This window comes from Citrobacter sp. RHB36-C18 (assembly GCF_013814485.1).
In the GTDB taxonomy this organism is placed as follows: domain Bacteria; phylum Pseudomonadota; class Gammaproteobacteria; order Enterobacterales; family Enterobacteriaceae; genus Citrobacter; species Citrobacter braakii.
On the sequence record NZ_CP057125.1, the window covers coordinates 440,003 to 453,050 of the forward strand.

General features: G+C 53.0%; 12 protein-coding genes. 4 read left to right on the plus strand and 8 right to left on the minus strand.

Features of this window, described 5'->3' with window-relative positions; genetic code table 11:
• Positions 1-347 precede the first annotated feature (347 nt).
• The 8 genes from prmA to HVZ52_RS02195 form a co-directional block, all read right to left on the minus strand.
• Entirely contained in the window at positions 348-1,229 is an 882-nt protein-coding gene (gene prmA / locus HVZ52_RS02160; protein WP_016154723.1) for a 50S ribosomal protein L11 methyltransferase, read from the minus strand.
• A 12-nt stretch (positions 1,230-1,241) separates the two neighbouring features.
• Complete coding sequence (panF, locus tag HVZ52_RS02165) at positions 1,242-2,693, minus strand: sodium/pantothenate symporter (protein ID WP_016157593.1); 1,452 nt, start codon at positions 2,691-2,693, stop codon at positions 1,242-1,244.
• Positions 2,683-2,925 (minus strand): YhdT family protein, encoded by a 243-nt coding sequence (locus HVZ52_RS02170; protein ID WP_016154721.1) that lies wholly within the window; start codon positions 2,923-2,925, stop codon positions 2,683-2,685. The genes panF and HVZ52_RS02170 overlap by 11 nt, the downstream gene beginning before the upstream one ends.
• 107 nt (positions 2,926-3,032) lie before the next feature.
• Positions 3,033-4,382, minus strand: coding sequence for an acetyl-CoA carboxylase biotin carboxylase subunit (gene accC / locus HVZ52_RS02175; RefSeq protein ID WP_003828838.1), 1,350 nt, complete (start codon positions 4,380-4,382; stop codon positions 3,033-3,035).
• A 10-nt stretch (positions 4,383-4,392) separates the two neighbouring features.
• Positions 4,393-4,863 carry an acetyl-CoA carboxylase biotin carboxyl carrier protein gene (gene accB, locus HVZ52_RS02180; RefSeq protein ID WP_003025210.1) on the minus strand — a complete coding sequence of 157 codons (471 nt, stop codon included), beginning with the start codon at positions 4,861-4,863 and terminating at the stop codon, positions 4,393-4,395.
• Between the two features lie 392 nt (positions 4,864-5,255).
• Complete coding sequence (msrQ, locus tag HVZ52_RS02185; RefSeq protein WP_181598811.1) at positions 5,256-5,855, minus strand: protein-methionine-sulfoxide reductase heme-binding subunit MsrQ; 600 nt, start codon at positions 5,853-5,855, stop codon at positions 5,256-5,258.
• A complete protein-coding gene (gene msrP, locus HVZ52_RS02190) occupies positions 5,856-6,860 on the minus strand; it encodes a protein-methionine-sulfoxide reductase catalytic subunit MsrP (protein ID WP_103284293.1) in 1,005 nt (334 codons plus the stop codon). It lies immediately after the preceding gene.
• Between the two features lie 119 nt (positions 6,861-6,979).
• Positions 6,980-7,954, minus strand: coding sequence for an MDR family oxidoreductase (locus tag HVZ52_RS02195; RefSeq protein WP_046275077.1), 975 nt, complete (start codon positions 7,952-7,954; stop codon positions 6,980-6,982).
• 225 nt (positions 7,955-8,179) lie between these two features.
• Between HVZ52_RS02195 and csrD the strand changes: the two genes are divergently transcribed.
• The 4 genes from csrD (at position 8,180) to mreD (ending at position 13,046) form a co-directional block, all read left to right on the plus strand.
• Complete coding sequence (gene csrD, locus HVZ52_RS02200) at positions 8,180-10,120, plus strand: RNase E specificity factor CsrD (protein ID WP_094761398.1); 1,941 nt, start codon at positions 8,180-8,182, stop codon at positions 10,118-10,120.
• Between the two features lie 306 nt (positions 10,121-10,426).
• Positions 10,427-11,470, plus strand: coding sequence for a rod shape-determining protein MreB (gene mreB / locus HVZ52_RS02205; protein ID WP_000913396.1), 1,044 nt, complete (start codon positions 10,427-10,429; stop codon positions 11,468-11,470).
• 64 nt (positions 11,471-11,534) lie between these two features.
• Positions 11,535-12,557, plus strand: a complete 1,023-nt coding sequence (gene mreC, locus HVZ52_RS02210) for a rod shape-determining protein MreC (RefSeq protein ID WP_049283194.1) — start codon at positions 11,535-11,537, stop codon at positions 12,555-12,557.
• Positions 12,558-13,046 (plus strand): rod shape-determining protein MreD, encoded by a 489-nt coding sequence (gene mreD, locus HVZ52_RS02215; protein WP_003025196.1) that lies wholly within the window; start codon positions 12,558-12,560, stop codon positions 13,044-13,046.
• The last annotated feature ends 2 nt before the right edge of the window (positions 13,047-13,048 follow it).

Here is a 13,048-nt window from a genome sequence, read left to right on the forward strand (position 1 = left end):
ACCATACTGTGACTGCAAGGCGGCGTATATTACGCATTTTTCGCACGAGATGAAAGGCCAAACTTTGACCAATCCACTGAGGTGGATCAATGAATTGCTGGTTAAGTACACAGTTTCAAATTAAAATCTTTAATAATCAGTTTGATACGTGGTTGTGCTAATTTTTCATCCGTTTATAAATTCCGAAAACTTCTCTTTTTTTATTACGGCCAGCCTCAGGTTATCAGGATAAAAAGCTGTTTTTGTGAGCAAATAGTGGCTTTGTAATGCGATCTCGCTCTCATTTCCGCAAATCCTTTTGCGAAAAAAAGAGCGATTATTGCGTTACCAACGGTAACGAGAGGGGATTATTTTTTCTGACCGGTAATGCGGCACCACTCTTCTTTCTCGATAACCGGATCGAGCGTAAAGAGTTCGGCATAGGCCTCACAGACGCTTTCCGCCTGGCTGGCAAGAATGCCAGAAAGCCCCAGTAAACCGCCCTCAACGGGCAGTACGCTGATTAACGGTGCCAGTTCACGTAATGGGCCTGCGAGGATGTTTGCGACCACCACGTCGGCTTTCATCGCCTCTGGCTGGTCTTTCGGCAGATAAAGCTCCAGACGCTCAGAAACGCCATTACGCTGGGCGTTATCACGGCTGGCCTGAATTGCTTGCGGATCGATGTCTACGCCGATGGCTTTTGCCGCACCCAGCTTCAGTGCCGCAATGGCAAGAATGCCGGAGCCGCAGCCGAAGTCGATAACCGTTTTGCCGTTAAGATCGAGACCGTCCAGCCATTGCAGGCATAGGGAGGTGGTGGGGTGAGTGCCGGTACCAAACGCCAGACCTGGGTCCAGCATCACGTTGACGGCATTCTCATCCGGGACATCGCGCCAGCTTGGGCAAATCCACAAACGTTCACCAAAGCGCATCGGGTGGAAGTTATCCATCCATTCGCGTTCCCAGTCTTTGTCTTCGAGCTGTTCGATTTTATGCGCGAAGCCTGCACCCAGCAGCGGATGCTGCTCCAGGATGGCAACCACTTCTTTCATGTCGGTTTCTGCATCGAACAAGCCGATAACGTCGGTATCTCCCCACAGGCGAGTCTCGCCCGGCAGAGGCTCAAATACCGGCGTATCATGCGTGTCCTGGAAAGTAATGGAAACGGAGCCCGCTTCCATCAGCGCATCGCTCAACTCTTCAGCGTTGGCACCGGTCGTGTTCAGTTTCAGTTGGATCCATGGCATGGCAAAACTCTTTTATTTATCAGTAGTCAATATGGCGGCTTGCGGGACGGCAGAACCGAAACGGTTGCCGATCAGGAAAGCCAGCAAGCTTATCAGTAACGAGGGCACAATCGGGTGGAAACCCAGGTACTGAATGTTAAATGTAGCGAGTACGGCATAAAGAACGCCGCCGATAATCATCGCGCTCAAAGCGCCCGCCGCGTTTGCCCGCTCCCAGTACAGGCCCAGTACCAGCGGCCACAGGAAGACAGCTTCCAGCCCGCCAAATGCCAGCAGGTTAAGCCAGATAATCATCTCTGGCGGTTTCCAGGCAGCCAGTAGCAGTAACGCGCCGAGCAACAGGGTAATCACTGCCGACATGCGCTTCAGCCGGGTTTCGTTTTTCAGCTGTTCCGGACGCAGGTTCAGGTACAGATCCTTAATGATCGTAGCGGAACTTTGCAGCAATTGGGCATTGATCGTCGACATGATCGCGGCCATGGGGGCCGCGAGGAAGATCCCAGCAGCTACCGGCGGCAACACTTTGACCATTAGCGTAGGGATAACCAGATCCGGCACTGTCAGATCAGGGATCACCGCACGCCCCAACGCACCCGCCAGATGCATACCAAACATCAGGATCGCCACTACGATGGTGCCGATGATAATGCCGCGGTGTACAGCTTTGCTGTCTTTATAAGAGATGCAGCGTACTGCTGTATGCGGCAGCCCAATTACGCCAAAGCACACCAGTACCCAGAATGAGGTCATGAACGTGGGTGACAGAATGTCATCCGCGCCTTGCGGCGAGACCAGTTTAGGGTCGATAGTTTGCAGGGTTACCACCGCATTGCTGAGGCCACCGGCAGCATGAACGACGCCGACCAGCAGAACAATAGTACCAATCAGCATCACCATACCCTGCATGGTGTCGTTCAGTACGCTGGCGCGAAAACCGCCGAACGCCGTATACAATGCGATACTGACGCCAAAAATAAGCAAACCGGTTTCGTAAGGTATACCCGCAGCGGTTTCAAGCAAACGTGCGCCGCCAATAAACTGTACGGTCATTGCTCCGACAAACGCGACCAGCAGGCTAAGGCTTGCCAGCCACACAAGCAGGCGACTCTGGTAGCGGGCAAACAGCATATCGTTGAGGGTAACGGCATTATAACGGCGCGCCAGAATCGCGAATTTCTTACCAAGAATCCCCAGAGAAAGCCAAACGGCGGGCAACTGGATCATCGCCAGCAGCACCCATCCCAGCCCGTATTTGTAAGCGGCGCCAGGACCGCCAATAAACGAGCTGGCGCTAATGTAGGTTGCCGTTAGCGTCATGGCTAATACGACCCCGCCCATCGAGCGGCTGCCGAGGAAATATTCATTCAGGAAAGTGCCGGTCGATCTCTTACGCATGGCGTAAACGGAAAGACCGAAGACCACCAACAGATAGGCGACCAGCGGCAAAATAACTTCAAGCTGCATCGTCATCCTCCAACGGAATGTCGCGATAGATAAACTTCACCATCGCCCAGCACAGCACGATGAAAACCAGCGGCGTTAGCAGGCAGGCCATTTCGAACCAGTGTGGTAAGCCGGTAAAACCGAGCGTGGAATCTGGTAAGTAAGCGGCCACTAACCATGTGGCAAGATATAAAAGGGTCAGCCACAGCGCCCAGCGCGCCTCTTTATGGGCCTGAACAAAACGAGCGTCCATTTTTTGTCCCTTGTGGATAAAGAAAGCGGGGATTGTACCTTATGGCACGTGCGGGAGGGGAGAAAAACAAAAGGCCGGAATTTCCGGCCTTTTCAGTTAACGCACGCTTACTTTTCCTGAAGTCCGAGTTTTTTCTCCAGATAGTGGATATTGGTTCCACCGTGCTGGAAATGCTCGTCATTCATGATGCGGATCTGCAGATCAACGTTGGTTTTGATACCGTCGATGATCAGTTCCTGCAATGCGTTTTTCATACGGGCGATCGCTACGTCGCGGTTTTCGCCATAGCAGATCAGCTTACCGATCATTGAGTCATAGTACGGAGGTACGGTGTAGCCTGCGTAAATATGAGACTCCCAGCGCACACCAAAGCCACCCGGCGCGTGGAAACGCGTGATTTTACCCGGGCTTGGCAGGAAGGTGTTCGGGTCTTCGGCGTTGATACGGCATTCTACCGCATGGCCTTTAACCACAACTTCATCCTGCTTGATGGACAGCGGTTGTCCCGCAGCGATGCGCAGCTGCTCTTTGATCAGGTCAACGCCGGTGATCATTTCGGTTACCGGGTGTTCAACCTGAATACGGGTGTTCATTTCAATGAAGTAGAACTCGCCGTTTTCGAACAGGAACTCGAAAGTACCTGCCCCGCGATAGCCGATATCAACGCACGCTTTGGCGCAACGCTCGCCGATGTAGCGACGCAGTTCCGGAGTAATGCCCGGTGCTGGTGCTTCTTCGACGACTTTTTGGTGACGACGTTGCATGGAGCAGTCACGTTCTGCCAGATAAATCGCGTTACCCTGACCGTCCGCCAGCACCTGAATTTCGATGTGGCGTGGGTTTTCCAGGTACTTCTCCATGTAAACCATGTCGTTGTTGAAAGCCGCTTTCGCTTCCGCTTTGGTCATGGAGATGGATTGTGCCAGTTCGGCATCGCTGCGCACGACGCGCATACCGCGACCGCCGCCGCCGCCGGAGGCTTTGATAATAACTGGATAACCGATGCGCTTCGCATGAGCGCGGTTAGCGTCCATGTCGTCGCCCAGCGGGCCGTCAGAGCCTGGGACTGTCGGTACGCCAGCTTTCTTCATCGCGGTAATTGCGGACACTTTGTCGCCCATCAGGCGGATGGTGTCGGCTTTCGGGCCGATGAAGATAAAGCCGGAACGTTCTACCTGTTCAGCAAAGTTGGCATTCTCAGAGAGGAAGCCATAGCCCGGGTGAATTGCCACTGCGCCGGTGATTTCAGCAGCGCTAATGATAGCCGGGATGTTCAGATAGCTTTTTACGGACGGAGCCGGGCCAATACAGACCGTCTCATCCGCCAGCAATACGTGTTTTAAATCGCGATCCGCGCTTGAATGCACAGCGACAGTCTTGATGCCCAGCTCTTTACAGGCACGCAGAATACGCAGGGCGATCTCACCGCGGTTGGCGATAACAATTTTATCCAACATGTTCGCCTCGTTATTCGATGACGACCAGCGGCTCGTCAAATTCTACCGGTTGACCGCTTTCTACCAGAATCGCTTTCACTACGCCGGATTTGTCGGCTTCGATCTGGTTCATCATTTTCATGGCTTCAACGATGCACAGGGTATCGCCCGCATTCACTTTCTGGCCGATTTCGATGAACGCTTTCGCATCTGGGCTCGGGGTGCGGTAGAACGTACCAACCATTGGGGAGCGTACGATGTGACCACTGATTTCCGCTGCTGCCGGAGCTTCCATACTTGGAGAGGCAGTTTGTGCGACAGCGTTAGACAAAGCTGGCTGCTGCATCACTGGTGCAGCATAAGCCTGTTGCATCATTGGAAAACTTGCAGCTGGCGCCGCACGGCTGATGCGTACAGACTCTTCGCCTTCAGAAATTTCCAGTTCGGAGATGCCTGATTCTTCAACCAGCTCGATCAGTTTTTTAATCTTACGAATATCCATGAGTGGGTTCCGTACTCTTTGTTTAGTGAGATTGTGACAAGCGTTTTACCGCCGTCTGTATAGCATTTTTATAACAGTGAGTGACAAGATGCCACGCATCTCAGGCATTGCACTGGGTGCGGTTGCCATTAAGTGAGATTGCCAGACTTGTTAGTCATTGTGCGGCTATCTTCTGCCATTTTCGGGTAAAAGACAAAATATACCTTCAACATGCGAATGTCACCCTTTCAGCGCTCTAAAAACGCTACCGGGGATAGCAAAGTCGCACATTATAACTATTTCGTAGCAATTGGCAGCTAAATACTGGTCTTATCAGGGAAGATAATCAACCGTTAACATGTAAAGAAAATCGGATCGTCCACATTTTGTAACGCACTGCACATAACGTGAAACTACCGCCACCACTGGCGAAACTTCTTGTAACGGCAGGCTAACAACACCACAGCGAGTGCTGTATAAATAATCGGTTGAGGGGAGATAATTTTTACCGACCACAGATAATGTATGGGTGCCAGGATCGCCACAAGATAGACGAAGTTGTGCAAATACTGCCAATTTTTGCCCAGTTTTCGCTGAGCCGACTGGGTGGAGGTTAACGTGAGGGCGAATAATATGCCCCAACTGGCAATGCCCAGCATCAAATAAGGTCGCGTGATTAATTCCCGTCCTAACAGCGCCAGATTATGAATGCCCAGTTCCAGGAGTGCGTAGCTGGTTAAATGCAACGTTGCCCAGGCGAAACACCATAGCCCTAACAGGCGCCGTGTGCGTATCAATAATGGCTGTTTAGCGTAGCGCGCGAGGGGAGAGACCAGCAAGGTCGCCAGCAAGAATTTCAGAGCTGTCCTACCGGTAAAGTGCTGGATATCTTTGACCGGGTCTGCGCTCAGACCACCGTGATTCACCGCCCAAAATAGCCAGACAAACGGTAAAAAGCCGGCAAGATGCAGGCAAACTTTCAGTCCGGTAATGTGCTTTGCAGTCAGGCGCACTTAAAAATTCTCCTGCAGGTTAAGACCACGGTACAGCGAAGCGACCTCGTCGGCGTAACCGTTAAACAGCAGCGTGGGTTGGCGCTGAACGTCCAGAATACCGCCTGCGCCAATAAAACGCTCAGTGGCCTGGGACCAGCGCGGGTGATCGACATGCGGATTCACGTTGGCATAAAATCCATATTCATTGGGGGCGGCCAGATTCCAGGTTGTCGGGGGGCGTTCGCGGGTTAGTTTAATACTCACGATCGACTTAATGCCTTTAAATCCGTATTTCCACGGCACAATTAAGCGAATGGGCGCGCCATTTTGTGGGGGAAGAGCTTTTCCATAAACTCCCACGGTAAGCAGAGTGAGTGGATGCATAGCTTCATCCAGACGCAGTCCTTCAACATAGGGATACTTCAGCCCGCCGCCAATAAAGCGATCTTTTTGTCCAGGCATCTCATCCGGTGCGTAGATCGTTTCGAAGGCGACATATTTTGCGTTGCTGGTGGGTTCAACCTGCGCCAGCAGTTTATGTAACGGAAAACCAATCCATGGCACGACCATTGACCAGGCTTCCACACAGCGCATCCGGTAAATCCGTTCTTCCAGTGGGAAACGGGCGGTCAGCGCATCGTGATCGAGGGTGAGTGGTTTTGCCACCTCACCACTGATTTTTAACGTCCACGGATCGGTTTTCAGACTGCCAGCATTGGCTGCCGGATCCGCTTTATCGAGACCGAACTCATAGAAGTTGTTGTAGCCAGAAACTTTATCCGCCGGCGTTAAAGGAAGCGAATTTTGCCAGGCGGCGGGTTTACTGAAATCAAGCGGCTTACCCGCGGGCGCGGGCGGGCGGTCATTCCCCTTAAACCAGCTAAGAAGGTCAGCCTGTGCAGAGAGGGGGAAAGACAACGCGGCGGCGCTGAACCCTAATGCTTTCAGTACCTGGCGGCGTTGCATAAAAAAAGCCGACTCGTCAGTGACGTCGGCTTCTGTAAATGGACGTAATTTCTTCATAACAGACTCCCGGCTTACGCGTCATAACTGACAGGGGACGCGTAGTTAATATGGCAGGGAGTCTGTAGATATGCCGCGAAATTTCGTTAATTAAGTGTAAATTTCTGCGCCAGAGCTTGTTACTTCACCTTCACCAGCGTACGACCTTGCACCTGGTTATTGATGATGGCATCGGCAAACTTCGGCGCATCCGCCAGCGTAATCTCCGTGGCGGCCTGAGCATAGAAAGATTCCGGTAGATCCTTAACCAGACGCGCCCAGGCTTCTGCCCGGCGTGCCGGCGGGGTCATCACCGAGTCCACCCCTTGCAAACGAACGTTACGCAGAATAAATGGCATCACCGTCGTCGGCAGAGCGAAACCGCCAGCCAGACCGCAGGCGGCAACGCAGCCACCGTAGTTCATCTGTGCCAGGACTTTTGCCAGAACTTTGTCGCCAACGGTATCAACCGCACCAGCCCACAGCTGTTTTTCCAACGGGCGAGATTCAGCAAATTCATCGCGGCTAAGGATACGGTTAGCGCCCAGGCTCTTCAGGTAGTCGTGAGTGCTTTCGCGACCCGAAACCGCCGCAACCTGATAACCCAGCTTATGCAGTAATGCCACGGCCGTGCTGCCCACGCCGCCGCTGGCGCCGGTGACGACAATCTCACCGTCTTGCGGGCGAATACCTGCATCTTCAAGCGCCATGACGCACAGCATGGCGGTAAAGCCAGCGGTCCCGATGACCATGGCTTTCCGTCCGTCCAGCCCTTGTGGCAGCGCAACCAGCCAGTCGCCTTTCACGCGTGCGCGTTCGGCCAGTCCACCCCAATGATTTTCACCCACGCCCCAGCCGGTCAGTAAAACTTCCTGACCTGCATGAAAACGGGGATCTTCGCTTGCGCGCACGGTACCGGCGAAATCGATACCAGGAATCATCGGAAAATTGCGAATGATTTTACCCTTGCCGGTGATAGCCAGGGCGTCTTTATAGTTCAGGCTTGACCAGTGGACATCCACCGTCACATCGCCTTCCGGTAGCTGATTTTCGTCGAGGGGTTGAACGGATGCGAGGGTTTTTCCGTCCTGCTGTTCTAAGATCAAAGCCTGCATAACCTGTCCTCAATTCGTATAGTGGATTGGAAAATTATTAATGAAGACTATACTCGCTAATCAAAACATGATGCCGATTCCGCGCAATAAATTGCCAGATATACCTAATTTGGTAGTATGCCCACACTGTTTGTATAAATGGACGGATTTTGCGTTCAGTTTTGCATTTTCGCGCCGCTTTATCACTTTCATGCCTGTTTCATAACTGTCGGAGTTAACACAAGGATGCGATTAACGACGAAATTTTCAGCTTTTGTGACGCTGCTTACAGGGTTAACGATCTTCGTAACTCTGATCGGCTGCTCGCTGAGTTTCTATAACGCGATTCAATATAAGTTCACCACCCGTGTTCAGGCGGTGGCGACGGCGATTGATACGCACCTTGTCTCCCGCGATGTCGTTGCGCTAACCCCGCAAATCGATGAACTGATGGTTTCGGTTGATATCGTGCGCGTCGAACTGCTTCAGGGCGAACGCGTGGTGTATGACCACTCCCGAACCAGCAGCTACCGCCCGGCGGGGACGAACAATCTGTATCGTGATGTCACCGTCCCGTTGGTCAAACACCCGGGCATGTCGCTGCGTCTGGTTTATCAGGATCCCATGGGCAACTATTTCCATTCGCTGATGACTACCGCGCCGCTCACGTTGGCGATTGCTTTCATTATATTGATGCTCTTTTTGTCTGTGCGCTGGCTTCAGCGTCAGCTTTCAGGTCAAGAGTTGCTGGAGATTCGTTCAACGCGCATTCTTAACGGCGAACGTGGACCGAACGTACGGGGGACTGTTTATGAATGGCCTGCGCGTACCAGTAGCGCGCTCGATATGCTGCTGACCGAAATTCAAAGTGCCCGCGAGCAACGTAGCCGACTGGATACGCTGATTCGTTCCTATGTGGCGCAGGATACAAAAACCGGGCTAAGCAACCGCCTGTTCTTTGATAACCAACTGGCAACGCTGCTGGAAGATCAGGAAAAAGTGGGATCGCATGGCGTCGTGATGATGGTACGCCTGCCGGACTTTACGCTGCTGCGCGATAGCTGGGGAATTACCCTTGCGGAAGAACAAATTTCAACGCTAATCAATTTGTTGTCGACTTTTATGACGCGCTATCCGGGCGCGTTGCTGGCGCGCTACCACCGTAGCGATTTTGCCATCCTGTTGCCACACCGCACGCTGAAAGAGGCGGAAAGTATTGCCGGGCAATTATTAAAAGCGGTAGATGCGCTTCCGGCTAATAAAATGATCGACCGTGCCGATATGGTTCATATTGGCATTTGTGTTTGCCGCAGCGGTCAGTCGACGGAACAAGTGATGGATCACGCCGAAGCCGCCACGCGGAACTCGGTATTGCAGGGTGGGAACAGCTGGTCGGTCTATGATGACTCACTACCGGAAAAAGGTCGGGGTAACGTACGCTGGCGAACGCTGATCGAACAGATGCTCAGCCGGGGTGGACCAAGAATTTATCAAAAGCCTGCGGTAACCCGTGAAGGACGGGTGCACCACCGGGAGCTGATGTGCCGTATTTTTGATGGCAGCGAAGAGGTTATTTCGGCGGAATATATGCCGATGGTCCTGCAGTTTGGCCTGGCAGAAGAATATGACCGCCTGCAAATCAGCCGTCTGATCTTACTGTTGGGCTATTGGCCGCAGGAAAACCTGGCGATGCAGACAACGGTTGAATCGCTAATTCGCCCACGTTTTCAGCGCTGGCTACGTGATACGCTGATGCAGTGCGAAAAATCATTACGCAAACGCATAATTATTGAACTTGCTGAGGCAGATGTCTGTCAACATATCAGCCGGTTACAGCCCGTCATCAGATTGATGAATGCGCTGGGTGTGCGAATTGCCGTTACGCAGGCGGGTTTAACGCTGGTGAGCACCAGTTGGATCAAAGAGCTTAACGTTGAGTTATTGAAGCTGCATCCAAGCCTGGTGAGGAATATTGATAAGCGAACCGAAAACCAGCTCCTGGTGCAAAGCCTGGTGGAGGCTTGTTCTGGAACACCAACGCAGGTTTACGCCACGGGCGTTCGTTCGCGTAGCGAGTGGCATACGCTGACGGAACGCGGAGTTGCGGGTGGGCAAGGGGATTTTTTTGCCGCATCACAGCCACTTGACACTAACGTGAAAAAATATTCGCAAAGATACTCGGTTTAACCTGCCGTTTAATTCGTTTTCACGTAGAATAACGCGCGCTGTGCCTTCTGGGGGTGTGCTTGTCTGCTCGCCAGGTTGTAACAGCAAACATGCAGGTGAATGACCTTTGACAGGTTGCAAACAAAAGCGAGGAGTGCTGCTGATTTATTCAGCCCTGATGGACTCAGGCCGATTTTGTAACAAAGGAAACGAACTGCACTAATTTTCACCGTAGCAGATGATTTTTGCGCCTTGTCGCTGCTGCGTGTGGTTGGTAAAGTAAGCGGATTTTGTTTTCCGCCCCAGCTTTCAGGATTATCCCTTAGTATGTTGAAAAAATTTCGTGGCATGTTTTCCAATGACCTGTCCATTGACCTGGGTACCGCGAATACCCTTATTTATGTGAAAGGACAAGGCATCGTATTGAATGAGCCTTCTGTTGTGGCCATTCGTCAGGATCGTGCCGGCTCGCCAAAAAGCGTAGCCGCAGTGGGCCATGACGCGAAGCAGATGCTGGGTCGTACACCGGGCAATATCGCTGCCATTCGCCCTATGAAAGACGGCGTTATCGCTGACTTCTTCGTGACTGAAAAAATGCTCCAGCACTTTATCAAACAAGTGCACAGCAATAGCTTCATGCGCCCAAGCCCGCGCGTACTGGTATGTGTACCGGTTGGAGCAACTCAGGTTGAACGCCGCGCGATCCGTGAATCCGCTCAGGGCGCAGGTGCCCGTGAAGTATTCCTGATCGAAGAGCCGATGGCGGCTGCGATCGGGGCGGGTCTGCCAGTTTCTGAAGCAACCGGTTCTATGGTTGTGGATATCGGTGGTGGTACAACTGAAGTTGCCGTTATCTCCCTGAACGGCGTGGTTTACTCCTCTTCTGTACGTATTGGCGGTGACCGCTTCGACGAAGCCATCATTAATTATGTTCGTCGTAACTACGGTTCTCTGATCGGTGAAGCCACCGCAGAACGTATTAAACACGAAATCGGTTCCGCTTATCCGGGCGACGAAGTGCGCGAGATCGAAGTTCGCGGCCGTAACCTGGCAGAAGGTGTTCCACGCGGCTTTACCCTGAACTCCAACGAGATTCTGGAAGCCCTGCAGGAACCGCTGACCGGTATCGTGAGTGCGGTGATGGTTGCACTGGAACAGTGTCCGCCAGAACTGGCGTCTGACATCTCCGAACGCGGCATGGTACTGACCGGTGGCGGTGCTCTGCTGCGTAACCTTGACCGTCTGTTAATGGAAGAAACCGGTATTCCAGTTGTTGTTGCTGAAGATCCGCTGACCTGCGTGGCGCGCGGTGGCGGCAAGGCGCTGGAAATGATCGATATGCACGGCGGCGACCTGTTCAGCGAAGAGTAATCGGATGCAGGTAGGGTAGCCCGCGGGTTGCCCTTCCGCTCTGATACGAGAATACGCATAGACTATGAAGCCAATTTTTAGCCGTGGCCCGTCGCTACAGATTCGCCTTATTCTGGCGGTGCTGGTGGCGCTCGGCGTTATTATTGCCGACAGCCGCTTGGGTACGTTTAGTCAAATCCGAACGTACATGGATACCGCCGTCAGTCCTTTCTACTTTATCTCAAATGGTCCTCGTGAATTACTCGACGGCGTTTCGCAAACGCTGGCTTCGCGTGACCAACTCGAACTTGAAAATCGGGCGTTGCGTCAGGAACTGCTGCTGAAAAACAGCGAGCTGCTGATGCTGGGGCAATATAAACAGGAGAACGCGCGTTTGCGTGAGCTGCTGGGATCGCCGCTGCGTCAGGACGAACAAAAGATGGTGACGCAGGTCATCTCAACGGTTAATGACCCTTACAGCGATCAGGTGGTGATCGACAAAGGGAGCGTTAACGGTGTCTACGAAGGTCAGCCGGTTATTAGCGACAAAGGCGTTGTGGGTCAGGTCGTAGCGGTGGCTAAACTGACCAGCCGCGTGCTGCTGATTTGCGATGCGACGCATGCTCTGCCCATTCAGGTACTGCGTAACGATATCCGCGTGATCGCTGCCGGTAACGGCTGCACCGACGATCTTCAGCTCGAACACCTGCCGGCCAACACCGACATTCGCGTTGGCGATGTGCTGGTTACCTCGGGTCTGGGGGGACGTTTCCCTGAAGGCTATCCGGTTGGTGTTGTTTCTTCCGTTAAGCTGGACACTCAGCGTGCTTATACCGTGATTCAGGCACGCCCGACCGCAGGTCTGCAGCGTCTGCGTTATCTGCTGCTGTTGTGGGGCGCCGATCGTAACGGCGCAAATCCGATGACGCCAGAAGAAGTGCACCGCGTTGCCAATGAACGCCTGATGCAAATGATGCCGCAAGTTCTGCCTGCACCAGATGCCATGGGGCCGCCTGCGCCAGTGCCAGCTCCCGCCACAGGCGTGACTCCAGCGTCTGCGGATACCACGCCGCCACAACCTGCTCCGCGTAAGCCGGGAGGACAGTAAGTGGCAAGCTATCGTAGCCAGGGACGTTGGGTGATTTGGCTCTCGTTCCTTATTGCACTGTTGCTGCAAGTCATGCCCTGGCCGGACGATATTCTGGTTTTCCGGCCAAACTGGGTACTGCTCATCTTGTTGTACTGGATCCTGGCGCTGCCGCATCGCGTAAATGTGGGCACGGGGTTTGTGGTGGGTGCCATACTGGATCTCATCAGCGGCTCCACGCTTGGCGTGCGCGCATTGTCGATGAGTATCATTGCTTATCTGGTCGCGCTGAAATTCCAACTATTCCGTAACCTCGCGCTCTGGCAACAGGCGCTGGTGGTCATGTTGTTATCACTGGTCGTGGATATTATTGTTTTCTGGGCCGAGTTTTTAGTGATCAATGTCTCTTTCAGACCCGAAGTGTTCTGGAGTAGTGTAGTGAATGGTGTGCTTTGGCCATGGCTATTCTTACTGATGCGTAAGGTCCGTCAGCAGTTTGCGGTGCAATAAGG